General features: G+C 70.9%; 24 protein-coding genes and 1 tRNA gene. 14 read left to right on the forward strand and 11 right to left on the reverse strand.

From position 1 onward, the window contains the following. Positions 1 to 29: 29 nt before the first annotated feature. Both AB0I28_RS20640 and AB0I28_RS20645 read left to right on the forward strand, forming a co-directional pair. Positions 30 to 905 carry a hypothetical protein gene (locus AB0I28_RS20640; protein WP_357495527.1) on the forward strand — a complete coding sequence of 292 codons (876 nt, stop codon included), beginning with the start codon at positions 30 to 32 and terminating at the stop codon, positions 903 to 905. A 34-nt stretch (positions 906 to 939) separates the two neighbouring features. Continuing rightward, the gene (locus AB0I28_RS20645; RefSeq protein WP_357495529.1) at positions 940 to 1,686 is read left to right on the forward strand and encodes a DUF2993 domain-containing protein; all 747 of its coding nucleotides are present in this window, start codon (positions 940 to 942) and stop codon (positions 1,684 to 1,686) included. On the opposite strand, the gene AB0I28_RS20650 is transcribed toward AB0I28_RS20645, so the two are convergent. Beyond that, positions 1,602 to 2,612: an AraC family transcriptional regulator gene (locus tag AB0I28_RS20650; protein WP_357495531.1), complete on the reverse strand. Its 1,011-nt coding sequence runs from the start codon at positions 2,610 to 2,612 to the stop codon at positions 1,602 to 1,604. The genes AB0I28_RS20645 and AB0I28_RS20650 overlap by 85 nt on opposite strands. Positions 2,613 to 2,687: 75 nt before the next feature. On the opposite strand from AB0I28_RS20650, the gene AB0I28_RS20655 reads away from it, so the two are divergent. The 4 genes from AB0I28_RS20655 (at position 2,688) to AB0I28_RS20670 (ending at position 6,153) form a co-directional block, all read left to right on the forward strand. After that, on the forward strand, positions 2,688 to 3,491 hold the full coding sequence (locus AB0I28_RS20655; RefSeq protein WP_357495533.1) for an NmrA family NAD(P)-binding protein: 804 nt from the start codon (positions 2,688 to 2,690) through the stop codon (positions 3,489 to 3,491). A gap of 474 nt (positions 3,492 to 3,965) precedes the next feature. Next, on the forward strand, positions 3,966 to 4,826 hold the full coding sequence (locus tag AB0I28_RS20660; RefSeq protein ID WP_357495535.1) for a sulfurtransferase: 861 nt from the start codon (positions 3,966 to 3,968) through the stop codon (positions 4,824 to 4,826). Continuing rightward, positions 4,823 to 5,158 carry a DUF1416 domain-containing protein gene (locus AB0I28_RS20665; RefSeq protein WP_357495537.1) on the forward strand — a complete coding sequence of 112 codons (336 nt, stop codon included), beginning with the start codon at positions 4,823 to 4,825 and terminating at the stop codon, positions 5,156 to 5,158. Before AB0I28_RS20660 ends, AB0I28_RS20665 begins: the two co-directional genes overlap by 4 nt. A gap of 206 nt (positions 5,159 to 5,364) precedes the next feature. Then, positions 5,365 to 6,153, forward strand: a complete 789-nt coding sequence (locus AB0I28_RS20670) for an SGNH/GDSL hydrolase family protein (RefSeq protein WP_357495539.1) — start codon at positions 5,365 to 5,367, stop codon at positions 6,151 to 6,153. 50 nt (positions 6,154 to 6,203) lie between these two features. On the opposite strand, the gene AB0I28_RS20675 is transcribed toward AB0I28_RS20670, so the two are convergent. Continuing rightward, a complete protein-coding gene (locus AB0I28_RS20675; RefSeq protein ID WP_357495541.1) occupies positions 6,204 to 6,728 on the reverse strand; it encodes a CGNR zinc finger domain-containing protein in 525 nt (174 codons plus the stop codon). A gap of 74 nt (positions 6,729 to 6,802) precedes the next feature. Here AB0I28_RS20675 and AB0I28_RS20680 point away from each other — a divergent pair, with 74 nt between their 5' ends. Continuing rightward, positions 6,803 to 8,092 carry an MFS transporter gene (locus AB0I28_RS20680; protein ID WP_357495543.1) on the forward strand — a complete coding sequence of 430 codons (1,290 nt, stop codon included), beginning with the start codon at positions 6,803 to 6,805 and terminating at the stop codon, positions 8,090 to 8,092. 3,189 nt (positions 8,093 to 11,281) lie between these two features. Here AB0I28_RS20680 and AB0I28_RS20685 read toward each other — a convergent pair. The 7 genes from AB0I28_RS20685 to AB0I28_RS20715 all read right to left on the reverse strand — a co-directional run bounded on the left by AB0I28_RS20685 (position 11,282) and on the right by AB0I28_RS20715 (position 17,672). Next, complete coding sequence (locus AB0I28_RS20685; protein WP_357495545.1) at positions 11,282 to 12,142, reverse strand: phosphatase PAP2 family protein; 861 nt, start codon at positions 12,140 to 12,142, stop codon at positions 11,282 to 11,284. 76 nt (positions 12,143 to 12,218) lie between these two features. Further along, the gene (locus AB0I28_RS20690; RefSeq protein ID WP_357495547.1) at positions 12,219 to 12,695 is read right to left on the reverse strand and encodes a hypothetical protein; all 477 of its coding nucleotides are present in this window, start codon (positions 12,693 to 12,695) and stop codon (positions 12,219 to 12,221) included. A 5-nt stretch (positions 12,696 to 12,700) separates the two neighbouring features. Continuing rightward, positions 12,701 to 14,110 carry a HAMP domain-containing sensor histidine kinase gene (locus AB0I28_RS20695; RefSeq protein ID WP_357495548.1) on the reverse strand — a complete coding sequence of 470 codons (1,410 nt, stop codon included), beginning with the start codon at positions 14,108 to 14,110 and terminating at the stop codon, positions 12,701 to 12,703. Between the two features lie 3 nt (positions 14,111 to 14,113). Further along, positions 14,114 to 14,797 (reverse strand): response regulator transcription factor, encoded by a 684-nt coding sequence (locus AB0I28_RS20700; protein ID WP_357495550.1) that lies wholly within the window; start codon positions 14,795 to 14,797, stop codon positions 14,114 to 14,116. Positions 14,798 to 14,827: 30 nt separating this feature from the next. After that, positions 14,828 to 15,472, reverse strand: coding sequence for a M15 family metallopeptidase (locus tag AB0I28_RS20705; RefSeq protein ID WP_357495552.1), 645 nt, complete (start codon positions 15,470 to 15,472; stop codon positions 14,828 to 14,830). After that, the gene (locus tag AB0I28_RS20710; RefSeq protein ID WP_357495554.1) at positions 15,469 to 16,584 is read right to left on the reverse strand and encodes a D-alanine--D-alanine ligase family protein; all 1,116 of its coding nucleotides are present in this window, start codon (positions 16,582 to 16,584) and stop codon (positions 15,469 to 15,471) included. Before AB0I28_RS20710 ends, AB0I28_RS20705 begins: the two co-directional genes overlap by 4 nt. Further along, complete coding sequence (locus tag AB0I28_RS20715; RefSeq protein ID WP_357495555.1) at positions 16,581 to 17,672, reverse strand: pyridoxal-phosphate dependent enzyme; 1,092 nt, start codon at positions 17,670 to 17,672, stop codon at positions 16,581 to 16,583. Before AB0I28_RS20715 ends, AB0I28_RS20710 begins: the two co-directional genes overlap by 4 nt. 549 nt (positions 17,673 to 18,221) lie before the next feature. Here AB0I28_RS20715 and AB0I28_RS20720 point away from each other — a divergent pair. Continuing rightward, positions 18,222 to 19,568 carry an MFS transporter gene (locus tag AB0I28_RS20720; protein ID WP_357495954.1) on the forward strand — a complete coding sequence of 449 codons (1,347 nt, stop codon included), beginning with the start codon at positions 18,222 to 18,224 and terminating at the stop codon, positions 19,566 to 19,568. A 102-nt stretch (positions 19,569 to 19,670) separates the two neighbouring features. On the opposite strand, the gene AB0I28_RS20725 is transcribed toward AB0I28_RS20720, so the two are convergent. Beyond that, positions 19,671 to 19,744: transfer RNA gene (locus tag AB0I28_RS20725), tRNA-Gly, on the reverse strand. 152 nt (positions 19,745 to 19,896) lie between these two features. Between AB0I28_RS20725 and AB0I28_RS20730 the strand changes: the two genes are divergently transcribed. From AB0I28_RS20730 to AB0I28_RS20740, 3 genes are all read left to right on the forward strand, one after another. After that, the gene (locus AB0I28_RS20730; RefSeq protein ID WP_357495557.1) at positions 19,897 to 20,835 is read left to right on the forward strand and encodes a zinc metalloprotease; all 939 of its coding nucleotides are present in this window, start codon (positions 19,897 to 19,899) and stop codon (positions 20,833 to 20,835) included. An 83-nt stretch (positions 20,836 to 20,918) separates the two neighbouring features. Continuing rightward, the gene (dcd, locus tag AB0I28_RS20735; protein WP_357495559.1) at positions 20,919 to 21,497 is read left to right on the forward strand and encodes a dCTP deaminase; all 579 of its coding nucleotides are present in this window, start codon (positions 20,919 to 20,921) and stop codon (positions 21,495 to 21,497) included. Positions 21,498 to 21,570: 73 nt separating this feature from the next. Then, positions 21,571 to 22,401: a hypothetical protein gene (locus AB0I28_RS20740; RefSeq protein WP_357495561.1), complete on the forward strand. Its 831-nt coding sequence runs from the start codon at positions 21,571 to 21,573 to the stop codon at positions 22,399 to 22,401. A 50-nt stretch (positions 22,402 to 22,451) separates the two neighbouring features. On the opposite strand, the gene AB0I28_RS20745 is transcribed toward AB0I28_RS20740, so the two are convergent. Further along, positions 22,452 to 22,964, reverse strand: a complete 513-nt coding sequence (locus AB0I28_RS20745; protein WP_357495563.1) for an adenine phosphoribosyltransferase — start codon at positions 22,962 to 22,964, stop codon at positions 22,452 to 22,454. 344 nt (positions 22,965 to 23,308) lie between these two features. Here AB0I28_RS20745 and AB0I28_RS20750 point away from each other — a divergent pair, with 344 nt between their 5' ends. The 3 genes from AB0I28_RS20750 to AB0I28_RS20760 are packed head-to-tail and all read left to right on the forward strand — an operon-like array spanning position 23,309 to position 25,488. Then, the gene (locus tag AB0I28_RS20750; protein ID WP_357495565.1) at positions 23,309 to 23,692 is read left to right on the forward strand and encodes a group 1 truncated hemoglobin; all 384 of its coding nucleotides are present in this window, start codon (positions 23,309 to 23,311) and stop codon (positions 23,690 to 23,692) included. After that, on the forward strand, positions 23,693 to 24,829 hold the full coding sequence (locus AB0I28_RS20755) for a globin domain-containing protein (RefSeq protein ID WP_357495566.1): 1,137 nt from the start codon (positions 23,693 to 23,695) through the stop codon (positions 24,827 to 24,829). Continuing rightward, on the forward strand, positions 24,826 to 25,488 hold the full coding sequence (locus tag AB0I28_RS20760) for a DivIVA domain-containing protein (protein WP_357495568.1): 663 nt from the start codon (positions 24,826 to 24,828) through the stop codon (positions 25,486 to 25,488). Before AB0I28_RS20755 ends, AB0I28_RS20760 begins: the two co-directional genes overlap by 4 nt. Positions 25,489 to 25,528: the final 40 nt, after the last annotated feature.

The following is a 25,528-nucleotide window of genomic DNA, read 5'->3' on the forward strand; positions in this document are numbered from 1 at the left end:
GGCATCCCGGACGTGACACCATCACCTGCGTGTCGAACCCGCTCGCCCCGACCGACGACGACGTCCCGCGCGTACCCATCGCGCCACCCGTGCGACGCCTCGTGTGCGTCGCCGTGGCCGCCTGGGCCGGGCTGCTCACCGCGTCCCTCGTCGTCGGCGCGCAGATGTCGCACCAGTTCTTCGGGCTGATCACCTTCGCCGTCCAGGCCGCGCTCGTCGTCTGCCTCGTCTGGACCGCCCGGCCCAGCGCCCCCTGGATCGCCCTGTCCACCGGCCTCATCACCGCCGCCGGAGCCGACATCCTCGCCGTCTACCACCGGCCCCTGTCGCTGGCGCCCCTCGCCTACATCACCGCCGGCGCCTTCGGCCTCACCGTCCTCGGCCAGCTCCTGCGCCGCGACGGCCGCGAACGCCTCACCGATTCCTTCGCGGTGTCCCTCACCGTCTCCCTCGGCGTCGTCGCCCTCGCCATGCCCATCGCCCTGACCCGCCACAACGGCGGCACCCAGATCCTCGACGGCTGCCTCCTCGCCGCCGGCACCGCCGTCATCGTCGCCCGCATGTCCGACGCGACGCTCCCCCTGCCGCGCATCGCCCCCCACGTCGCCCGTGGCGCCTTCGGCATCGTCCTCGGCGCCATGGTCGGCACCGCCGTCAGCGCCTACTCCGGCGTCCTGCTCGTCGGGCCCTCCCCGACCCGCGCCGCCGTCGCCGGCCTGATCGTCGCGGTCACCGCCGTGCTCGCCGACCTCGGCGTGACCTACTCCAACGTCGCCCGTCGCCTCGCTGGCGAGCCCGTGGCACCATGGCCCGTACGACACGCCCTCGGCCCGCTGCTGGCCTTCGCCCTCGCGGCGCCGATGGCCTACCTGATCGGCGTGCTGTACCTGGCGCGCGGAATGTAGTCCCCTCCCGCTACCCCCAAGGAGCGCTCGCACCGTGCCTAAGCCGTGGTGGAAGAGAAAAGGCCTGCGCGTCACCCTCGTGATCGTGATCGTCCTCGGCGGACTCCTCGTCCTCACCGACCGCATCGCCGCGTCGGTCGCCGAGGACAAGGTCGCCGGACTGATCGCTCAGGAGGCCGGCAACCAGGGCGTCACGATGACGACCGAGCCGGACGTCGACATGGGCGGCTGGCCCTTCATCACGCAGGTCTTCGGCGGTGAGTACAAGCAGATCGACATCGCCTTCCGCGACATCACCGCCCAGGGCGTCAACCTCCCCGAGCTCAACGTGCACGCCGCCAACGTCCTCGCCGAGATGACCGACGTCCTCAACGGTTCCGGGCCCGTCGTCGCGCAGCGCATGACCGCCGACGCGCGCCTCACCTTCGAGTCGATCTCCGACACCCTCGCGCAGACCAACACGCCCGTCGAGCTCAGCGCCGAGGGCGAGCAGCTCGTCGTCAAATCCACCCTCGACGTCTTCGGCACGCAGATCCCCGTGCAGGGCAAGGCGAGCATCGAGATGGCCGAGAACGCCGTGCGCGTCACCATCTCCGAGATGAGCGCCGACGGCGTGCAGGTCCCACCCGGCGGTGAAGGACTCATCCAGGAGTTCGCCGGCGGCCTCAGCAAGGAGATCCCGCTGCCGCCGCTGCCCTACAACCTCGAACTGACCGACGTGCGCGTCGAGCCCGACGCGGTCGTCCTGTCCGCCTCGGCCTCCGAGGTCCCGCTCGTCTGAGCCCGGCGGAACTCGCCCGGCCGCACGCCCTTGAGGCGCGTGAAGGCCGCCGAGAGGGCGTAGCCGTCGCTGTAGCCGACCCGCCGCGCGATGGCACCGATGGTGTCATCGCTGCGGCGCAGCCTCTCGGCGGCCAGCCACACCCGCCAGCTCGTCAGGTAGGCCATCGGCGGCTCGCCGACCAGGTCGCTGAAGCGCTTGGCCAGGCCCGCCCGCGACACGCCGACCTTCGCGCCGAGTTCGGCGACGGTCCACGCGCGCGCCGGATCGTCGTGGATGAGGCGCAGCGCCGCGCCGACCACCGGGTCGCCGAACGCGCGGTACCACCCGGGCGCGTCGGCGCCGGCGCTGTCGAACCAGGTGCGCAGCGTCGAGACGAGCAGCAGGTCGAGCAGGCGGTCGAGGACGGCCTGCTGGCCCGGGCGGTCGACGGCGACCTCCCGCATCACCAGCGACATCACCGGGTCCCCCGACGGGTCGGCGGGGACCACCAGCACACGCGGGAGGGTGTCGAGCAGGCGGTCGCACACATCGTCGCGCAGCTGGTAGCCGCCGCTGAGGAGGATGTCGGCCGCGTCGACGCGCGCGCCCCACACGCGCGGCCCCATGTAGATCATCTCGGGCAGGTCGCCGCCCGACTCGTCGGTGCAGACCTCGGCCGACTCGATGATGATGCGCGGGTCGGTGGCCGGCGAGTCGGCGACCACGTACGGGTCCGGGCCGCGCACGATCGCCACGTCGCCGGGGCCCAGCCGCAGCGGCTCGGTGTCGCCGGTGACGACCCAGCCGCCGCCCCGGGCCATGGCCAGGACGGTCAGCGCGTTCCCGTCGGCGAAGCGGAGGGCCCACGGCGGGTCGACCAGCGACTGGCAGAAGACCGCCCCGCGGGCTCGGGTGTCGGAGAGGATTGTCTCTAGAGCGTCCACCCCTTGGACGCTCTCACATCGAACCTGGATTTGGGGCTATTGGCCGTCCAAGTGTGATGGAGTTCCATGTTCTACATGACCTATCTCGTTCTGGGCGCGACCGGCAAGACCGGCCGCCACGTGGTTTCCAGCCTCACCGCCCGCGGCGCCGAGGCGCGCCCCGCCTCCCGTGCCACCGGCTTCGACCTGACCGATCCGGCCACCTGGGACGCCGCCCTCGAAGGCGTCACCGGCGCCTACATCGTCGAGACCACCGAACACCCCACCCTCCCCGGCGAGTTCGCGGCGCGCGCCGTCGCCGCCGGAGTGCGCAGGCTGGTGTTCCTCTCGGCCCGTCTCACCCACCCGACCCAGCTGCCCGGCATCGAAGGCCGCGAGAAAGGCGTCGTCGACTCCGGCGCCGAGTGGACCATCCTGCGCCCGGCGTGGTTCACGCAGAACGTCACCGAGCTGGGGATGTTCAGCGAACCGCTGGCCGCCGACGGTGTCCTGTCACTGCCGACCGGCCAGGGCCGCGAACCCTTCATCGACACGCGCGACATCGCCGACGTCGTCGCCGCGGTCCTGCTGGAGGACGGGCACCAGGGGAAACTCTACGAACTGACCGGACCCAGGGCGCTGACGTTCACCGAACTGATCGACGGCTACGCCGAGGCCACGGGCAAGGACGTCCGCTACCAGGCCATCAGCGAGGAGGACTACGTCGCGGGGCTGCTCAAGGAGGGCATGTCCGACGAGGAGGCCGCGTTCATGGCGACCATGCTCGCCGAACTGCGGGAGAGCCGGGGCGCCGAGCTGACGACGACGGTGCGGGACGTGCTGGGGCGCGAGCCGCGCGACGTGACGGAGTGGCTGGGGGAGCTGCGGAGCGCGCGGTAGGCGGGGTAGGGGGCGCAGGGCAGGCGGGGCATGGGGCGCTCGCCTGCCCTCTGCCGCAGCCCTTCGCGCCGAGCGCCCACGCCCCCGCGTGCAGCCCGGTCGCATCCCCCACCCCGAACCCCACCCCCGCAACACCCCGAAACCCCCCGCAACCTTCCCGTATCGAGTACCCGCGCCCCCACCCACCGAGACGCCCCTGGTCCAGTGCTGCTCAGCGTGCTAACGTCGGCGCCATGCGTACGCCTTCGCCCTTGCTGACGAAGCGGCGTGCGATCGATTACTGCAAGATCGCCGCCTGCCTTTGTCGCCCCGGCCGCTGACCGGCCGCTTCTGCGTGCGCTCTTAAACCCCACCGCGCTCCGCCGTACGTGCGAAATCTCGCACGCGATTCGGCGCACCCGGTGTCCTGTGTCCCGCACGCAGTTCCCGCCCGGTTGATCCTCGTCATTCGAAAACATCAACCGAAGGACCACAATGAGTCGCGACAACGTGCTCGTCTCCGCCCAATGGGCCGAGGAGAACCTCAACACGCCCGGCATCGTCTTCGTCGAGGTCGATGAAGACACCGCCGCCTACGACCGCAACCACATCCCGGGCGCGGTCAAGCTCGACTGGAAGACCGACCTGCAGGACCCCGTTCGCCGCGACTTCGTCAACCGGGCGCAGTTCTCCGCGCTGCTCTCATCGCGCGGCATCGGCAACAACGACATCGTGATCCTCTACGGCGGCAACAACAACTGGTTCGCCGCCTACGCCTACTGGTACTTCAAGCTCTACGGCCACCTCGACGTGCGCCTGCTCGACGGCGGCCGCAAGAAGTGGGAGCTCGACGACCGCCCCCTGACCGGCGACGCCGTGACCCGCCCGGAGACCAACTACGAGGCCAAGTCCCCCGACAACAGCATCCGCGCGTTCCGTGAGGACGTGGTGAAGGCGATCGGCGAGGAGAACCTCGTCGACGTCCGCAGCCCCGACGAGTACTCCGGCCGCCTGCTGGCGCCGGCGCACCTTCCGCAGGAGCAGTCGCAGCGCGCGGGGCACATCCCGACCGCGCTGAGCGTCCCGTGGTCGAAGGCCGCCAACGCCGACGGCACTTTCAAGTCGGACGACGAGCTGCGCGACCTGTACGGGGAGGCCGGACTCGACGGCTCGAAGTCGACGATCGCCTACTGCCGTATCGGCGAGCGCTCCTCGCACACGTGGTTCGTGCTGCGGGAGCTGCTCGGGCACGCCCAGGTCCGCAACTACGACGGTTCCTGGACCGAGTACGGCTCGCTGGTCGGCGTGCCGATCGCGCTGGGCGACGAGCCCGGGAAGGTCGAGGTGGACGCATGAGCGCCCTCGCACAGCACCAGCAGGTAGCGGCGGGCTGCGGCGCGCCGGACCAGGCGGCTCCGCTTCCGGCGTCGGTCGACCTGGAGAAGGAGACCGTGATCACGGGTGTGGTCAATGTGGACGGTACGGCGGTCTCGGGCGCGTACGTGCGTCTGCTCGACTCGTCGGGTGAGTTCACCGCCGAGGTGGTGACCTCCCCGGAGGGCGTCTTCCGCTTCTTCGCCGCGCCGGGCACGTGGACGCTGCGTGCGCTTGCCCGCGCCGGTGAAGGTTCGACCGAGATCACCGCGACGACGGGCCAGAACGACGTCACGGTGACCCTCGCTGATTGACCCTCCTCCCTGGGTCTGTCGCGGCGGCCCCGCACCGGATTGTGAGGTTTCCGGTCGCGGGGTCGCTGTCTGTGCTCCTTAATCCGCCCTTAAGGCGCGGATCGGCTCTGTCGACATAGGATGATCAAGCGACGGTCGATCGTCCACTTCGGACGGTCGAGCGTCGTTTCATCGTGTACGACCAGGGAAACGACAAGGAGCCCCACATGCGCTTTCGCGCCCTTGCCGCACTGTCCACAATGGCCGTCGCCGCTTCGGTATCGGTGCTGGCCGCGACCCCCGCGCAGGCCATGCCGTTGCAGTACGCCGCGCTCGGCGACTCCTACGCCTCCGGTGTCGGAGCCGGCGACTACCAGTCGGGCAACGACTGCTACCGGTCCGCGCACGCCTACTCCCAGCAGATCGCCTGGCAGCTGAGCGAAACGCTGTGGTTCGACGCCTGTTCGGGCGCCAAGACCGCCGACGTCTCGGCCAACCAGCTCTCACACCTCAGCGGCGCCGTCGAGCACGTCACCGTCGGTGTCGGCGGTAACGACGTCGGCTTCTCGACGGTCCTGGGCGCCTGCGCCGGAACCGACACGGCCCTGTGCCTGAGCGTCGTGGAGGGCGCCAAGGCGCAGATCCGCGACGTCCTCCCGGGCCGACTCGACGCCCTCTACAGCGAGATCAGCGCGCGGGCCACGCAGGCGTCGATCGTCGCCGTCGGCAACCCGCGCCTGTTCAGCGGCGCCACCTGCGCGGCGTCCCTGGCCATCACGCCCGAGGAGCAGACCGCGCTCAACGAGGCCGCCGACCTCCTGGCGGAGACGACCAAGACGGTCGCGACCGCTCACGGCTTCGGGTTCGCCGACCCGCGCGACGCCTTCATCGGCCACGCGGTGTGCAGCGCCGACCCGTACATCCTCGGCTACGTGCCCGGGTCCAATGTGGAGTCGTTCCACCCGACCCGCGCGGGCCAGGACGCCTACACCGACGTCGTGCTGGCGAAGCTCTAGATCCGTGCGACACAGCCCCACCCCCGACTGCCGCGGGGGTGGGGCTGTTCTCATGCGTCGGTCCTATGCCGCGACGTGTACGCGCGAACCTTCGCGCGATTGCCGCAGACGCGCATGCTGCACCACCGACGTGTCCGGCTGCGCGTGGCGTCCCAGAACACCCAGCCGCATTCGTGGTCGGGGCACTGTTTGAGCCGCCGCCAGTCGCCCGAGGCCACCGTCATCGCCCAGGCCGCCGCGATCTTCGCGACGGCGCCCTCGGCGCGCAGCGGGTCGGCGGGTTCCGGGTCGCCGCCGATCCGGACCGTCAGCGGAGCCCTCGCGAGGACTGCCTCGGCAGCGGCGATCTCGGCCGGATTCGCCTGACCGTCGTTGTCGAGCAGCAGGCGGGCGCGCAGGCCGGCCCGCAAGGTCAGCAGGTCGGCGAAGGCGGTCTCGGCGGTGTCGCCCAGTTCGTGCGTTTCGAGCCATCCGGCCATGCCCTCGACAGTGGAGAAGACGTCCGTGCGCTCCTCGACGTCGAGGGTGTTGGCGAAGTCGAGGATCAAGCTCGCTGAAACCGATGGGTCCAACATGCTTCCATCTAATCACATAGCCGGTTAGTATCACACCACCTAACGATTTAGATGGCGTGACTGGAGTTCCCCCCATGACCCCCACGATGGCGCAGAAGACGCCGACGGCCTCGAGAAACGCCCCGATCCTCGTTGCCTTCACCGCGGTCACGAACCTCGCCGACGGTGTCCTTCGCGTTGCCCTTCCCCTGATGGCCGTCGCTCTGACGAGCTCCCCGGCGCAGGTCGCCGCCGTCGGGTTCGCCCTGACGCTTCCCTGGCTCCTCGTGGCCCTGCACGTGGGCGTGCTGGTCGACCGCGTCGACCGCCGCATCCTCCTGACGATCGCCAATGTTCTGCGACTCGGCGCCGTCGCGGGCCTGCTCGCCTCCCTGGCGACCGACACCCTCACCATGCCCGTCCTCTACGCCGCGGCCCTCACCGTCGGCGTCACCGACGTGATCGCCTCAACGGCCCTGAACGCGATCGTCCCCTCGGCCGTCGACAGCGCCCGCCTCCCGAAGACCAATGCCTGGGTGGCCGGCGCCGAGACGGTGACGAACGAGTTCGCCGGCCCCGCCGTCGGCGGACTGCTGGTGGGCCTGGGCGCCGCGATCTCCCTGGGCGCCACCGCCGCCGCCTACGTCGTCGGGGTCCTGCTGGTCCTCTTCCTCGTCGGCACCTTCAAAGTCGCCCCCACCGCCGCCCCCGCCGCGAGCGCCGACGCCCCCCGCCGCTCCATCAACGGCGACATCCGCGAAGGCCTGCAGTTCCTCTGGCGCAACCGTCTCCTGTGGACGTTGACGGCGACCATCTCCGTGCTGATCATTTGCTGGAGCGGCTGGCTCGCACTGCTTCCTACCCTGGCGACCCGCGACCTCCACCTCAGTGGAATCGCCTACGGCCTGCTACTGAGCAGCATCGGCGCCGGCGGCCTCCTCGGTGTCTTCCTCGCCGTGCCCCTCAACCGCCTCCTCGGCCGCCGGCTCACCCTCTTCGCCGACCTCATCGGAACCCTGGTGATGATGGCCATCCCGGCCCTCTTCCCCCACCCCATCCTCATCGGCCTCGCCGGCTTCGCCGGCGGCCTTGGCGGAACATTGTGGACGGTCACCAGCCGCACCATCACCCATCGCCTTGTCCCGCAGGACATGTACGGCCGCTACTCCGCCACCGCCCGCCTCATCAGCTGGGGAACCCTCCCGCTGGGAGCCGGCGCCGCAGGCCTCCTCGCCGAATACGCAGGTGTGCGGGTGACCTTCGGGGTGTTCGCCCTGATCGTCGTGGCCACGTTCGTGCCGTTCCTGCGCAACGTCAAGGAAGAAGCGCTGCCGCCGGAAGTCGAACGCGACGACAACGCCGAACCGGCGGTGGCGGCGGTGTGACGCGCGGCGGGGCGGGGTGGGGCTGGCGCGGGAGGATGCGGCGGGCCGGCCCCGCCTCGCCGGTCCCTGCGGGGTGGGGTGGGACGGCGGCTCTCGCGTCCCAGCCGATCGCCCCGGACCGTCCACCGCCGACTGTCAACGCCGGATGGTGCGGCGGCGGTCTTGTGCACGACGGAACGACCACACCGGTCTGGTGCCGGCAGACGATGGTCCCGGATCGTCTCGTTGCGCTCGCGCGTTCGAGGATGGCTGGGCGGAACCTGGGCGCACCGCTGAGCGGCAGCTGTCGTGGCCGTGCGTTGGTGTGGCACCTGCCGCCCATGGTCGCCCGATCGGTGGACCAGCGACGTCTGCGGCGTCTTGCGATGTGACGCTGGCGGTGGGCTGCGGCTCCAAGCACGCGGGCCAGAGGTGAGACGAGCGCGCGGCACAGACGGCAGGCAGCGGGGGCACAAAGGGGCGGCCCGGCCCAGCGCGTGGCGGTGGCGGTGGCGGTGGCGGTGGCGGTGGCGAAGCGAGGCTGACGCCCGGCCAGCAGCATGGCGGCAAAGACAGCGGCAAACACGTATGCCTCGCACGGCCCGAACCCGCGTCGGACGAGTGTCCGTGGCATTGGCCACTGGTATCCGCGTGACGCAGGGGCGACGAGCACAGGCGTGCGGCCAGCGCGGCACTGGCGCGCGGGTCGCCATTCCCTCCCGCCGCAGCCTCGTACCTCCGCTCGGCCCAGCCTCCCTGTCCTCATTGCTCAGCCGCGCCGTCCGTCACGGCCGGAACGGACGGCGCGGTGGTGGCGGAAGACGCGTCGGCGGCCCCTGGCGCAGTTCGCTCGAACTGCGTCCATATGGCTTCGCGGGGCGCGGCCCCAGCCCCGAACTGCGGGCACAACGCGCTGGGACGGAAGACGTGCCGGTTCAGGCTCAGCTGGGTGGGGGGTCTGGATCTGGCCGTTCACGTCTCCGGTTTCTGGCTCGCTCGGGCCTTCCGCTTCCGTTGCCCGACCACGCAGCTGTGGTCAGCCGCAGCCGCGACGTGCTGGCGGTGACAGCCGAAGTTGGGGCCTCGGTGGTGGCTGCGGGTGAGGTGCAGGTCAGGTGCGGCCCATTGACGGCCCAGCGGCATGGCATCGTCCGGCGCGGCCGGCGGGGCAAAGCGCGGCGTCGGGGCCCTAGCTCGGGCGTCACCGGTCCTGCGCAGGTCGCCTCGGCGGCCTACTCGACCACCGGCGTCGGCGTCCCTCGGTGTTCCCGTCCTAGTTCGCTCGCTGTGCTGCTGTCGCTAGCCTCCCGCCTTGCGGTGCTGGCGGCAGCGGCCGGTGGGGCCACGGTGGCGGTGGCGGAGGAGTCGCAGGTTGTGTGGCGCGGCCAGCGTGGATTGGCGCGGTGTGGTCCGGCTTCCGGCCTCCGGCGCGGGCGGTGTGGCGTGGCGTGGCGTGGCCCAGCGTGGCATGGTCCGGCCCGCATGCCCGGCACCCCGGTACCCGGCTTCTCCGGGCTCTTCGGTATGGCTGGCCGAGCGAGCAGGCGTGGTCAGCTTTCCGCTTGGTCGCGTCGGAGGTGGCGGCTCGGAGGTCTACCGGTGCTTGCTGGCCACGTGGTCCTGGCTAGCCAGCCCTGCCGCGCCGTCAGTTGCGGCTGGAATGGGGGCTGCGTAATGGCGGAGGAGGCGCAGGGTCTGGCGCGGATGTGCGGATGTGCGGCCGGGTCATGGGTCTGGTTGGTCTTTCCGGCCCCTGGCCCGGTGTGGCTAGGCGGAGCAAGGCGAGGCGTGGTTCGGCGAGGCCGGGTGGCGCGCCTGCGTGGCCCGGTCACGCGTGGCGCGGTCCGGTTCCGGCCTGATCCGGCGTGGCTAGGTCCGGAGGCGCGGCCCGGGCTGGCGTGGCGAGCACCGGCCCAGGCCCGGCGTGGTTCGGCGAGGTGTCGTGGCTCGGCTCGCATGGCCTGGCCTCGCGCGGCGCAGCCCGGGCTGGGGCGGTGCTCAGAGTGGCGCGTCCCGGTTCGGCTCCGGAGGCCCGGGCTGGCGTGGTTGGGCAAGGCGTGGAGGGGCGCCCAGCGGGGTGCGGCCTCTCGCTGCTCGGTCCGGTCCGGCTTGTCCGGGCGTGGCTCGGTCCGGCGGCGCGGCGCGGCGCGGCCCGGTTGGTGTGGTGCACCGTGGCCCGGCCTCGCGTGCGCCTGGGGCTGGCTTGGTCCGGCGTGGCCTGGCCTCGCGCGGTCCAACGTGGTGTGTCGTGTCTGGTTCCCGGCCTGGTCTGGCGTGGTTGAGCGAGGCGTTGTCCGGTGCCGTGTGCAACAGTGAGGCGAGGCGAGGTGCGGCGGGGTGTGGGGAGGCGAGGCGAGGTGCGGCAGGGCGTGGCTCGGTGGAGCCTGGAGCCTGGCTCCGTGTGGTTCTGGTTTTCGGGTTCCTTGAGTCCTCCGTTCCGGCTTCCTGTGGGGCGCGCTCGCCTTCGAGGGCGGCTGGTTTCGCCGCTTGGCGCCGCAGCGCGGAGTGGAGGGTTCCCGCCCGCCGCGACCGCCTGAGCGCCGGCTGTCCGCGTGCAGGACCAGCGCGATCAGCGGGGGGGGCAGCCCGGCTGACACCTGCGCGCGGATGGGGCACCTCGGCGCCCAACGGGAATCCTGAGGCTGAGGCTGCGGCGGCAGACGGGGCTGAGTCCGTCGGGATACCGGCGGCGTTTCGGGTCGGCGGGGCACGCTCAAGACCACAACCCGGCGAGCGCACGCACGGCCTTCGCGGCGGCAACGGCGGACCCGTCGCACGCACCTCGTCACCGCGACGGCAGCGGCGGACCTTCGGCAGTGCAGGGGAAGACAGAGCGGGGGCCGTCGGGAAGCCGGTGACCCTTCGGGCCGGCGTGGGGCGTGGGGAACCCGCCCGGCACCACAACCCGGTCAACGCCCGCGCGGTCGGCGGGGGGCGTGGGCAACCCGCCCGGCACCACAACCCGGTCAACGCCCTCGCGCCCGGCGGGCCTCGGCGGCCCGGCGGACCGGCGCACCGTGGCGTCTCCCGGGAAACCTCGCGCGGCGCGCGGGCCGGTGCCCTCAGCGACGCGAGCGGGCCCCACCTTGCTGGCCGGCGGAGCGGCCTGTCGGCTGCCGCTGGTTCTCCTCGGCGGTCTTCCGCCGTCAGCTTCCCGCCGTTCCGCCGTTCGGCCGTTCCCCCTTTCGGTCTGCCGCTACTGCCTGGGTGTCAGCGGCCGGGGTGGGTGGCCACTGTGGTGCCGGTGGAGGTGGTGCCGGCGGAGGTGGTGCCGGGTCTGGCCCAGATGGGGGCGGGGGTGCGGTGGTGTTGGGTGGGGTGCTCGGTGGCGGGTGGGTGAGTGGCGTGGGGGCCGGTGGCGGGGTGGGTGGTCGGTGGGGTGGGGGCGGCGGGGAGATGGGGTGTGGTGGGTGCGGGCGGCTTGGGGAGGCGCATGAGGGTGGCGGCCAGGAGCAGGTAGGTGGCGGCGATGAGGGTGGCGCCCACAGTGTCGGAGACGCGGTGCCAGCCGGTGACGATGGTGGAGGCGGCGACCAGACCGATCGCGAGCAAGGCTGGGGCGGCGAGGATGCCGCGCCAGAAGGGTGGGGCGGCGAGGATGAGCCCGAAGGCCACGGATGCGGCGACGGTGGTGTGCCCGCTGGGGAAACTGTTGTGCAGCGGCGACCCGCTGCCGTACACGTCCAGATCCGGGCGGGGCAGTGTTTGCTTCAGCAGCTCGGTGGTGGCGATGGAGAGCGCGGCGACGGCGGTGCCGGCGACGCCGTAGCGGACACGGCGGCGACCACCGGTGTGGTCCCGGGTGAGTACGCCGATCAGCAGGATGGCCGCCAGGGCACCGATGATGAGGGGCGGCGAGCCGACGAGCCCGAGCAACGCCAGCGCCGAGGGGTGGGGCACGGTCTCGGTCGTGATGTTGAGGCCCTGGTTCTCCAGGGCCTGCCCGGTGTAGGTCTGCACGGCCACGACGTAGGTCATGACCGCCGCCGAAGCGCACAGCAGCGCGCCGAGCGCGAGGGCGGCGGTGGCGGCCCAGGTGCGGCGGTGGGGCTGGGGGACGTAGGTGGTCATGGGTTCATGGTGGGGTGGGGATGTCCTGGAGGGTTCCGGGGAATGTCACGGTTGTGTAACAAGCCACAATTCGGGGTCACAGGAGCGGGCACTGACGGGCTTCGAAGCTGAAGTCGTCGCCCGCGACCAGCACCGAACCGTACCGATCGAAGGCGGCCACCGAACCGTATCGGTTCTCGGCGGCCACCGCGGTGCAGACGACCTGGTCCACCGCCAGGCCGCTCCAGCCGGCCACGGAGGTCTCGAAGCGGACCTCGATTCCGTTCCCGTCGGAGAGCACCGAGACATCGAAGTCGCCACCGGGCAACGCCGTCCCCAGATCGAACGCGAGCTCCGAGGGGGTCGGCCCCGCCATCAGCATCGCGACAGCCCCGTCAAGGTCGAGCGCCTCCCCCACCAACCGAGGCTGGGCGACGAGGCGGCCCTCCTCAAGCCAGTAGAGCATCACCTGGATCGTCGCGTGCTGCTTCGGTGCGTCACCCGCCGGGATCACCTCGCTCGGCCGCACCCCGCACCCCGCCAGCAGCAACAGCCCGCACACCAGCGCCAGCACCCGTTTCATCGCGACCCTCTCGGCAGCCTCATCGTGAACACCGCGCCCCCGCCCTCACGGTTCGCCGCCGACAGCTCCCCGCCGTGCAGCCGCGCGTTCTCCCTCGCGATCGCCAGGCCCAGGCCGCTCCCCGACGAACGCCCGCGCGCGGTGTCGGCCTTGTAGAAACGGTCGAAGACATGCCCGATCACGTCCGGCGCGAGCCCCGGACCACGGTCGGCGACCTCGATGACGACCTCCTCGGCGCCGCCCGACAAGCGCACCTCCACCGGCGCCCCACCGTGCCGCAACGCGTTGCCGACCAGGTTCGCCACGATCACGTCGAGGCGACGCGGGTCGAGGCGCGCGGTCAGCCTCGCCGGAAGCTCGACGGACACCTGCTCCGACCACCCGCGTGCCCGCAGGCTCGACGCCACCGCCTCGCCCATGTCCACGTCGTCGAGGATCAGCCCCGCCGACTTCGAGTCGAAGCGGGAGATCTCGATCAGGTCGTCGACAAGGCGGTTGAGGTTGCGGGTCTCCTGACTGACCAGCCGCGCCGCCGACGCCGCGTCCCCGGTGAGGTGCTCGGCCTCCTCGTCGAGGACGTCCACGACGGCGGTCATCGCCGCCAAGGGCGTGCGCAGCTCGTGGGAGACGTCGGCGACGAAGCGCCGCGCGTCGGCCTCGACCCGTTCGAGTTCGGCGACATGGTGGGCGACGGCGTCGGCGCTCTGGTTGAAGGTCCGCGACAGGTCGGCGAGTTCGTCGCGGCCGCGCACGTCGAGGCGGATGTCGAGTTCGCCCTGGCCCCAGCGTTTCGCCGCGACCGCGAGTTCCCGCACGGGCCGCAGCACGCTGTGCGCGGCGAGCAGCGCGAAGATGATCGCGATGACCACGGCGCCGATGCCGGTCCACTGGGCGGTGGCCATGCGGTCGACGCTCTCCTGCTCGGCGAGCATCGGGCGGGCGCTGTAGATCTCCAGGCCCGAGGCGGTGAGTTGCTTGTCGGGGGTCTGGATCAGGAAGGGCATCCCGATGGTCAGCACCGGGTCGCCCTCGATCATCACCCGCTGCCAGACGACGCTCTCGCCGGTGCGGATGGCCTCCCGCAGGCTCGTGGTGAACTGGTCGAGCGGGGGTCCGGACCGGGACCGGTTCGATCCGTAGACGACGGCGACCTCACCGCCGGCGGCCTCCTGCAGTTCGGCGGCCAGCTGGTCGAGTTCTCCCTGCTCGGGCGGCAGGCGGATGGAGTCGGCGAGTTTGTCGACGGCGTTGGTCAGCGCGCCGACCGCCGGGTCCTGGCTGTCGCGCAGGATCGTGGTGCGGGCCTCGACGTAACCGGCGGCCGCGGTGGCGCCCGCCGACAGGATGCTGATCAGGATGTAGGTGATCACCATCCGCGAGCGCAGGCCGGTACGCAGGAAACCCATGGTTCAGCCCGGAGGGAGCGGTCCGAAGCGGTACCCGAAGCCGCGCATGGTCTGCACGTAGACGGGGCTGGCCGGGTCGTCCTCGATCTTGACGCGCAGGCGCTGCACGCAGGCGTCGACGAGGCGGGAGTCGCCGAGGTAGTTGTGCTCCCAGACGGCTTGGAGGAGCTGCTGGCGGTTGAGGACCCGGCCGGGCGAGCGGGTGAGTTCGAGGAGGAGGCGCAGTTCGGTGGGGGCGAGGGCGATCTGGGCGCCGTTCTTGGCCACGACGAGCGCCGAGCGGTCGATGCTGAGCGCGCCGTGCTGTTCGCGTTCGGCGCGTTCGGCGCCGATGCGGCGAAGGACGGCGCGGATGCGGGCGTCGAGGACGCGGGGCTGGACCGGTTTGACGACGTAGTCGTCGGCGCCGGCTTCGAGCCCCGCGACGACGTCGATGTCCTCGGCGCGGGCGGTGAGCATGATGATCGGGACGTCCCCGGCGCCGCGGATCTGGCGGCAGACGGCGAAACCGTCGATGCCGGGGAGCATCAGGTCGAGCACGACGATGTCGGGGACCTCGGCCCGGAACTGGTCGAGGCCCCGTTCGCCGGTGGTCGCGACCCGCACGGTGTGGTCCTGCCGCCGCAGAGCCATCTGGAGGCCCTCGCCGATGGCGAGGTCGTCTTCGATCAGCAGTACGCGCGCCACCGGGTCACGTCCTTTCCGGTCAGTCGGATGTCAGGTGATCTCCACAGGCCCGTAGCGGGTGTGGGAGGCGTTGAGGGTGAAGGCCCAGTAGCGGTCCCCGTGGGACCAGTGCCACCACTCGGTCGGGTAGTTGACCATCCCGGCGCCGCGGAGGGCGGCGCTGAGGAGGTCCCGGTTTCTTCGCGCCTCGCCGACGACCGAGGGTGACTCGGTGAAGCAGGCGTTGGCGCTGGCCTCGGGGCTGTCGTTGACGGCGGTGCCCATGTCGAGTTCGACGCCCTCGGCGGTGCACAGGGTCAGGTCGACGGTGCCTCCGGTGCCGTGCGGGGCGACCTCGGGCGGGGAGACGTACTTGCTGGCCTCGACGTGCAGGCGGTCCTCGTCCCAGTCCGGGTAGGTGTCGCGCAGCTCGTCGCGGTAGCTCTCGAAGTACTTGCGCTGGAGGTGCGGGGGCCGGTAGGCCTCGACGATGAGCAGGCGCAGCCCGTCCGGCAGGGAGCGCTGGGCGCTCAGGAGCCGGTCGAGGACGCCTTCGCGCAGGCGGGCGAACATGCCGTCCTCGTCGGCCAGGCGCGGGTCGAGGCGCAGTTCGCCGACCCGGCGCAGGTCGATGAGGGCCTCGCCGTTGTCGTGGCCGGGGATGGCGGCGATCCGCGGGTCGGACAGCAGGATCACGCGGCGCTCCTCTTGCGGCTGTAGAGCTCGTGGCGCTCGAAGGCCAGGTCGAGGAGTTCGGCGGTCAGCTGCGCGTAGGTGATGCCGAGCGGTGCCCACACCTTCGGGTACATCGAGTGCGCGGTGAAGCCGGGCAGGGTGTTGAGCTCGTTGACGTAGATCTCGCCGGCGGCCTCGTCGTAGAGGAAGTCGACGCGGGCGAGTCCCCAGCCGCCGATGGCGCGGAAGGCGCGCAGCGACAGCTCGCGGATCTGCTCGGAGATCTCTTCGGGCAGGTCGGCCGGGACGATCATCGGGTCCTCGGTGCCGAGGTACTTCTGGTCGAAGTCGAACACGCCCTCGGCGACGGTGACCTCGCCGACGACCGACACGCGCGGCTCGAAGCCGCCGAGGACGCCGGCCTCCAGCTCGCGGGCGTTCTTGACGCCCTGCTCGATGATGACGACCGGGTCGTAGACGAGCGCGGACTTGACCGCCTCGGGCAGTTCGCCGAGGTCGTCGACGCGGCTGATGCCGATCGACGAGCCCATGTTGGCGGGCTTGACGAACAGGGGGAGTTCGAGGCCGTCGACGAACTCGGCGGGGTTGTCCGCGGCGTTCCAGCGGGCCTCGTCGATCCACACGTGCGGGGTGACCGGGACGCCTTCGGCCTTGAAGGCGCGCTTCATGGCGACCTTGTCCATGCCGACCGCCGAGGCGGCGACGCCGCAGCCGGCGTAGGGGGCGCCGAGCGATTCGAGGAGGCCCTGGAGGACGCCGTCCTCGCCGAAGGGGCCGTGCAGAACGGGGAAGAAGGCGTCGACGGTGTCGACGACCTCTCCGTCGAGGACGATGTGGACCCCGGCGTCCGGGCGCGCCGAGCGCAGCTCGACGGCCGGGCCGCCGACTTCGAGGCGGTCCTCGATGGCGAGGGTCGCGCCGCTCTGGTTGAGGAAAGCCTTGACGTCGTCTTCGGGGAGCAGGTGGAAGGAGCCGTCCCTCCCTACGCCGATGACCACGGGCGTGAAGCGCTCGCGGGGAAGGGCGCGGGCGACGCCCAGCGCGGATGCCGCCGAGACCGTGTGCTCGGCCGAGGGACCCCCGAAGAGGACACCTACACGGATGGCACTCATGCCGAAACCTCCTGGTACGTCGAGAGAATCGTGGATACCGAACCGGCGTCGACGTTGCCGCCGGTCAACAGGACGCCGATATCGTGCACCCCGCCCGCGGCGGCCAGGGCGAGCGCCCCGGCCAGTGCGGCCGCGGCCGATGGCTCGACGAGGAGTTTGGCCGAGAAGACGGCCTGTGTGAACGCGTGCGCGATCGCCTGGTCGTCGACCAGGAGGACGTCGGCGATGACGTCGCGCAGGATGCCGAAGGGGAGTTCGCCGACCGTGGACGGCCGCAGGCCGTCGGCGAGGGTCGGGGCGGGCGGGACGGTGACGCGGGTGCCGGCGGCGAGGCTGCGGTGGAGGGAGTCGCAGCCGACCGGCTCGACTCCGTAGACGCGCGGTGGGGTTTCCTCGCGTGAGGCGGCCAGGCAGGCACCGGCGACTCCGCCGCCACCGCCGACGGGGACGACCACGGCGTCGAGGCGGCCTCCGGCGGCGGCGACGTCGTCGAGGAGTTCGAGGGTGGCGGTGCCCTGGCCGCAGACCACGTCGGGGTGGTCGTAGGCGTCGATGACGGTGTGGCCGGAGACGGCGTGCAGTTTGGCGACGGTGTCGAGGCGCTCTTCGACGGTGGTGCCGACGAGGTGGACCTCGGCGCCGGTGGCCGCGATCAGGTCGACCTTGGTGGTGGCGGCGTCGACGGGGAGCACGATCGCGGCGGGCAGGCCGTGTTCGGCGGCGGCCATGGCCACGGCGTAGCCGTGGTTGCCGGTGCTCTGGGCGATGACGCCCTCGGCGGTGCCGGTCGCGGCGAGGCGCCCGACGGCGCGCATGGCGCCGCGGAACTTGTAGGAGCCGCCGTGCTGGAGGTTCTCGGCCTTGAGCCACAGGCGCACGCCGGCGTGCTCGTCGAGGGCGCGGGAGCGGACGAGGGGAGTGTGGACGACGCGTCCGGCGAGCCATTCGGCGGCGGCGACGACGTCGGCGTACCCCGGAGCCCCGGGCCGTTCGGAGCGTGGAGCCCCGCTCTCCGACGCGCCGGTCTCCGAAACACTGGGGTACGAAGCACTGTGCGGGTCGGGTCGACCCTGGCGGTTCGCGCGCACTGACGGCTCCCCTCTGTGAGGCTGGTCCGCCGGCGGGTGGTGACCCGTCGACTGAAGATCCACCATCCTCCCAAGTTGTTCCCGGCGGGTCTTGAGAAGGTCATGGGAACGCAACGATTTATCCGGTCCGGCCGGTCTGGCCCGGTTCGCCGGAAAAGTCGCCGTTCCCGTCGGCGGACGGCTTTGGGAACGGTACAAGGTGAACGCGAAGGCCCCCGAGCGGCGTGGCCGGCCCCGCGCGTCAGGGCCGGTCTCCATAATGGAGGAGCGGCCCTGAGCTGCGTTTTCCGCACGGGCATGGCGGGAAATCTCTCGTGACCAAGCCCACTAGGGGTACGTGTCCCGCTCGCGCGGCCGACGACGGTCCGACCGGCCATCTTCACAATTCGGGCGGGCTGCCGGAACGTATGGCGGCATTTGCCGGACGATTTCCGGTTCGGCTCCGGCGGCGCAGGTCCGGTCGGTGAACGGTCGCGGGAAACATTCGGCTCGTCGTGCCGTGAAAATGGGGTGACACCCGTGGCGCGGCCTGCCGAAAATCCCCCGGTGATGATCTCCGCCCTGCTCGGCCACGCCCGCCCGCCATCGCGCCTGGCCGGACGCCTCTCCCTCCAGTCGCTGCTGTTCGCACTCGGCGACGGCGCGTTCATGACCGGCTCAGCGGTGTTCTTCACCAAGATCGTCGGACTGTCCGCGGCCCAGGTCGGCGTCGGCCTGACGGTCGCCGGTGTCGCCGCCTTCCTTGCCGCCGTGCCGATGGGCAAACTGGTCGACCGCTTCGGGCCGAAGCGGATGTGGGCGCTGAGCGGCGCCGGGATGGCGGTCGTGTTCACGGTCTGGCCGTTCATCACTGACTTCACCGGCTTCGTCGTGATGGCCGTGTGCGTGGAGGTGATCGGCGCGCTCGGCATGACCGCGCACGGCGCTTACACGCTCGACGTGCTGCCGCCGGACGAACGGGTCAAATCGCGCGCCTACATGTACTCCGCGCTCAACCTCGGCTTCACCCTCGGCGCCGCGATCGGCGGTGTCGCGCTCGCGTTCCAATCCAGCGACGTCCTGCGGGCCCTGCCCTGGTTCACCGCCCTGATCATGCTGATCAACGCGGCCGCGGTCATCCGGCTGCCGAAGGCCCCGCACGACGAACGCAGCCCGCAGGAGCGCAAGACGCGCATCCCCGGACCTGGGCCCCTGCGCAACCCCGGCTGGCTTCTCACCGGGTTCCTGACCGGAGTGTTCTGGACCAACCAGGCGGTGCTCAACGTCGTCATCCCGCTCTGGCTGGTCCAGCAGACCGACGCCCCGCCCGTGCTGCTGGCCTTCCTCTTCGGCACCAACACGGTCATGTGCATCATCCTGCCGATGGCCGCCGCCCGCGGAGTCAAGAACGTCTCCACGGCTCTCAAGGCCGTCCGCCTGTCGTCGGCCCTCTTCGTCATCTCCTGCCTGATCACGCTCGCCACGCACGAGACCGTCGGCTGGGCGACGATCGCACTGATCTGGCTGGGCCACATCGCGCTCACCGGCGCCGAGCTCTACATGTCGGCGGCGACCTGGACCTTCGAGGCCGAGCTCATGGACCCGCGGCGGCGGGGCGCCTACCAGGGCGCTTCCGAACTGACCATCACCCTCGGCAAGGTCGGGGCGCCGGCGGCCTACACGTTCCTCGCCCTGAACTGGGGAGCCGCCGGCTGGCTGGTGATTGCCGGCGTCATCGTGCTGGCCACCGTCTTCATCCACCCGGCCACCCGGACGGCCCGCCGATTCCTGGAACGGCACGTCCCCGCCGACGTGCTGGCCGCCGCCAGTGCCTCCGGCAGCGCCGCCGACGAAGCGGCCGCCGCGTCGTCACCTCGCATCGACGACGTCGTCGCGGCGGGAGACAGCCGGCAGTGACCCACACTGCCCAAAGTGGCCTGACGGCACCCGGCGATGAAGACGGGCCCGGGAAACGAAGCAGCGAGGTCAGGAAACCCTCCCTGACCTCGCTGTTCACTATGGAGCGGATGACGGGAATCGAACCCGCACTGTCAGCTTGGGAAGCTGAAGTTCTACCATTGAACTACATCCGCGAGAACCCCCACTGTAGCGGATGCCTTTCGAGCGCCCTCACTCCCCTATGTCGTGAAGCAACCTTCGTGTCCTCCCGAAGTGTCGTACGCTCCGGCAAAAGGTCGGGTTCGCCCGGCTTTCTGTCTACTTAGAGCACCGGCGAGGAGTAGTAATGACGCGAGTCCATCTCCCTCGAAGCCTCGGACGGGCGCTGGCGGTCGGCGCGGTGTGCGCCCTCTCGCTGGCGGCCTCCGTGGTCGGCGGCCCCGCCTCGGCGGCACCCCTCGAATGCGACCCGGCGGGGTCGGCGGGTGCGCGGGTCACGCCCGACGCGGGGTTCATCGACGACGGCGGCGAGCTCACCCCCCGAGAGGCGGCGGCCCGCGAGGGCGAGATGCGGTCTCGGCTCGACAGTCGCGGCGGTGTGCCCGGCGTGGTCGGCGGAGAGATCGTGATCCCCGTCGTCTTCCACGTCATCACCGACGACGAGGGCAAGGGCAACGTCTCCGATGGGCGCATCGACGACCAGATCGACGTCCTCAACGAGGCCTACGCCGGTGAGGTGGGCGGCGCGGAGACCCCGTTCCGCTTCCAGCTGATCCGCACGACCCGCACCGCCGACGACGACTGGTTCAAGGTCGAGCAGGACTCCAGCGCCGAGCGCGAGATGAAGTCGGAACTGCACCGCGGGGGCATGGGCACGCTCAACATCTACTCGGCGTCGGTGCCGGCGGGCCTGCTCGGGTGGGCGACCTTCCCCTCCGACCAGGAGGGCGACCAAGACGGTGTCATCCTTCTCAACCGCAGCCTCCCCGGCGGCGGCGCGGCCCCGTACAACGAGGGCGACACCGCCACCCACGAGGTCGGCCACTGGCTGGGGCTCTACCACACCTTCCAGGGGGGATGCCGCGGCGACGGCGACTACGTCGACGACACGCCCGCCGAGGCCGAGCCGCGCTTCGACTGCGCCAGCCGCGACTCCTGCCCCGGGAAACCCGGCGGCGACCCCTTCCACAACTACATGGACTACGGCACCGACGAGTGCATGACCGAGTTCACCGAGGGGCAGAGCGACCGGATGATCGACTTCTGGTTCGCATACCGGCACTGAGCACGGTGTTAGCAGATTTCCGGACGGTCGCACCCTGCGGTGCGACCGTCCGTTGTTTCCCGGCCTCGGTTAGGGTCCGTTCCATGCTCTTGTCTGACCGGGACCTCACCGCCGCCGTCAAAGCGGGTCGCCTCGGCCTCGAACCGTTCGAGCCGACCCTCATCCAGCCCGCGTCGGTCGACGTGCGCCTCGACCGGTGGTTCCGCGTCTTCAACAACTCGAAGTACACCCACATCGACCCGGCCGTGCAGCAGGACGACCTCACCTCCCTGGTCGAGATCACCGACGGCGAGCCCTTCGTGCTCCACCCCGGCGAGTTCGTGCTCGGCTCCACTCTGGAGACCGTGAGCCTCGCCGACGACCTGGCCGCCCGCCTCGACGGGAAGTCGAGCCTCGGCCGCCTGGGCCTGCTGACGCACTCCACCGCCGGGTTCATCGACCCCGGCTTCTCCGGCCACGTCACGCTCGAACTGTCGAACGTGGCGAACCTGCCCATCACGCTGTGGCCGGGCATGAAGATCGGCCAGCTGTGCATCTTCGGCCTGTCCTCGCCGGCCGACCACCCCTACGGCTCGGCCGTGTACGGGTCGCGCTACCAGGGACAACGCGGTCCCACGCCCAGCCGCGCGTGGCTCAACTGGCGGACTTGGCCGACCTCCTAGTACTTCCGGAGAGAGCCCGTCCAATAGCGCCAAATAGGACCAAAATCACTCATAGCCGGTTTAGCCTCCGGCTATGGACATCTCACAGAGCTTCCAGAACGCACTGGACGCGATCGTCGCGTTCATTCCACGCGCGCTCGCCTTCCTCGCGATCCTGGTCATCGGCTACATCGTCGCCCGGATCCTGCGCACGGTCGCCGTCAAGCTGCTGTCGAAAGTCGGCTTCGACCGCGCCGCCGAGCGCGGTGGGCTGCGCCGCTTCACGGGCCGCTACAGCGCCAGCCAACTGACCGGCATGATCGTCTTCTACGCGATCATGCTGTTCACCCTGCAGCTGGCCTTCGGCGCCTTCGGGGCCAACCCCGTCAGCACGCTCCTCAACGGGATCGTGGCCTGGCTGCCGCAGCTGTTCATCGCACTGGTCATCATGGTCGTCGCCATGGCGGTCGCCAACGTCGTCTACGACCTGGTCTCCAACATGCTCGCGTCGGTCTCCTACGGCCGGACCGTCGCGATGATCTCGCGCATCGCCATCGTCGTCATCGCCGCGATCGCCGCGCTCAACCAGATCGGCATCGGCACCACGGTGACCATGCCGCTGTTCATCACCGCCCTCGCGATCATCGGCGGCGTCGCCATCGTCGGCCTCGGCGGCGGCCTCATCCAGCCGATGCGGGATCGCTGGGAGCGGGTCCTCGGGCGCGTGGAACAGGAGTCGGCCAGCCTCAAGGCCTCGGTCGGCAACCAGCAGCAGTCCTCGCAGTTCGGGCAGAGCGCCTACCAGTCGTCGCAGTACGGCGTCTCGCAGCAGGCCACGCAGGACGCCACGCGCCGCACCCAGCCCGAGGGCACCGCGCACCCCCAGCAGTCCTCGGACTCCGGTGAGTTCGGCGCGCACCAGTAGCCGCCACGACCACGAGGCCGCCCACCCCCAGGTGAGGCGGCCTCGTCGTGTCAGTACTTGATCAGCGACAGGGTCCGGTAGTTCTCCAGCGCCGCAGGGGCGCCCAGTCCCGCGAACTCGATGACCGCCGCGCACGCCGCGACCGTCCCGCCGAGCCGCTCCACCAGGCGGCAGCCGGCCAGCATGCTTCCGCCGGTGGCGATAACGTCGTCGAGCAGCAGCACCGACTCCCCGGCCCCGATCGCGTCGTCATGGAGCTCGACGGTCTCCACCCCGTACTCGCCCTGGTAGCTCTCGGTCAGGCGCGCACGCGGGAGCTTCCCGGCCTTGCGGATCGGCACCAGCGGCAGCGCCAGCTTGTAGGCCAGCGGCGCCGCCCATAGGAAACCCCGGGCGTCGAAGGCCGCGATCCGGTCGACCGTGAGCCCTTCGACGAGGTCGGCCAGCCTGTCCACGGAGGCGCCGAAGGCCTCCGGGTCGGCCAGCAACGGCGTGATGTCCTTGAAGGCGACGCCGGGGATCGGGAAGTCGGCGACGGGCGCGATGTACTGGCTCAGGTCCACGCCGACAGCGTATGACCCTCGCCCGGCACTCTTAAATCGCACCTAAATCACTGTTGGCGAGGGCACCGCGACTGTCACGATGCGAGTACCGCGAAGGCCACCGAAATCCCGAAATACTACCCATGGGTAACCGGTGGTGAGCAGGCATGACACCTCAGTCCACAATGGATTAAAACTGCTGACGGGGTGTCCCCGGGAGGCCGAATCGGCCACCGGTAGCATCGGCGGCGGCACAGACGCGATCTCGTCAGGATCCTTCCCTCAGCCGGGCCGCCGAGAACCCCTCGAAGCATCAGCCTCGACACGCCCGCGCACATCCTGCCCCCATTGCGAAAGCAGGCGACATGACAGCTGCCGAAGCCCCCTCCTACTACGACCAGCTCGGTGGAGCCCCCACCATCAAGGAGGCCGTCGAGCGTTTCTACGTCCGCCTCCTCGACGACCCCGAGCTCGCCCACTACTTCGTCGACACCGACCTCGCCCAGCTCAAGCGCCACCAGGTGCTGCTGCTGTCGCAGGTCCTCGGCGGTCCCACCGAGTACGGCGGCCGCGAGCTGTCGGCCGCACACCGGGGGCTGGCCATCACCGGCGCCCACTACGAGAAGGTCGGGGCCCACCTCCTCGGCGTCCTCGACGACATGGGCGCCCCCGGCGAGATCGCCGACGCGGTCGCGCAGACCCTCAAGTCGGTGCGCGACGACATCGTGGACCCGAACGCGGGATCCTGAGTGGTCGACGCAGCACGGTTGAAGTGGAGCTGGGGCGAGGCCGCCGCCTACGGCGACCAAGTCCCGCTCTTCTTCTACTCGACGTTGTTCCTGGAGCACCCCGAGACGCGGGAGATGTTCCCCATCAGCATGGCCGCCCAGCGCGACCGGCTGGTCACCGCGCTCGGGCGGATCGTCAGCGACGTCGACAACGTCGACGCGCTGGTCCCCTTCCTGCAGGACCTCGGCCGCGACCACCGCAAGTTCGCCGTCCTCGACGGCCATTACCCGGCGGTCGGGTCGGCCCTGCTGGCGACCCTCGAGCACTTCCTCGGCGCCGACTGGACCCCCGAACTGGCCGCCGACTGGGAGGCCGCCTACGGCATCGTCGCCCAGGTCATGTCCGAGGCCGCCAACGACTCCGCGAAGGAGACCCCGGCCTGGTGGGACGCCGAGGTCGTGTCGCACGAGCGGCGCACCCTCGACCTCGCCGTCATCCGGGTGGCCCCGCACGAACGCCTCGTCTACAGCGCGGGGCAGTCGCTGACGATCCAGCACCCCCACCGCCCGCGCATGTGGCGGCAGTACTCCCCGGCGAACGCTCCGCGGGAGGACGGCACCATCGACTTCCACGTGCGCATGGCCGACGCGGGGCAGGTCAGCCCCGCGCTCGTCGAGTTCACGCAACCCGGCGACACACTGTGCATCGGCCCGCCCATGGGCAACGGCCTGCGCCTGCCCGACTCTCCGCCGCGGCACGTCCTCATGCTCGCCGGCGGCACCGGACTCGCCCCCCTGAAGGCGATCGCCGAGCAGATCGCGCAGAACTACGACGGCCGCCAGGTCTACCTCTACTGGGGCGCGCGGCACCACCGCGACCTCTACGACCTGCCCGCGCTGCGCGACTTCGCCGGCCGCCACGACTGGTTCCACGTCGTGCCGAGCGTCGCCGAGGGCGAGCAGACCCAAACGGTCCACAAGGGAAACCCTGTGGGCATCGCGCTGCGGCAGGCCCGCTGGCTGGAATGCGACGTCTTCGTCTGCGGTCCGCCCGGGATGGTCGCCACGAGCGTGTCGGCACTGGCGCACGCGGGCGTGCCCGAACGCCAGATCCACCGCGAAGAGTTCGACGGCACAGGTGAGGAGGCGCCGGCATGACCGGTGACGACGCCACGGCGCCGCGAGGTGGCCCCAAGTTGAGCCCCGACAAGGTCCGTCACACGGACTTCAGCCGCACCACCCTTGGGCGGCGCGGTTACAACACCGAGGAGGTCGACCGTTTCCTCAACCGCCTCGCCGAGGAACTGGCGGCCCGCGACGCCCGCGAGGCACGGCTTCGGGTCGAGGCCGAGAAGGTCAAGAACGCGCTGAAGGACTGGCAGAGCGCCAACGCGCGCGGCCACGTCCCGACCGTCGCGCCGATCCGCCCGACCGCCGAGGCGGTCAACCTCCTGTCGCAGGCGCAGCAGCAGGCCGACTCCTACATCGCGCAGGCGCAGGAGTACTGCCGCCAGCTGATCTACCAGGCTCGCGGGCAGGCCGACTCGGTGCTGCGCACCGCGCAGACACACGCCGAGGCCGCCGCCGCGCAGGCGGCGCAGGCCCTCGACCAGCAGGCCTCGCCGGAGGAGCTGGAGGAGATCGAGGCGCGGTTGTCGCGCACGCGGGCGTTCCTGGACGCGATCGGGACGGTCGAGGCACAGCTGAAGACGGCGCGGGAAACCCTCGCGGTGGAGGTCGACCGGCTCACCACCGGCAACGGCCGCCAAGAGCTCGGGTCGATGCCCCGCTACGAGCAGGCCTACCGCATCGACTAGCCCACGCGCGCCCGTCGCCCGTGTTCGCCGCAGCCAGTCG

The sequence above is a fragment of the Phytomonospora sp. NPDC050363 genome (assembly GCF_040655735.1).
In the GTDB taxonomy this organism is placed as follows: domain Bacteria; phylum Actinomycetota; class Actinomycetes; order Mycobacteriales; family Micromonosporaceae; genus Phytomonospora.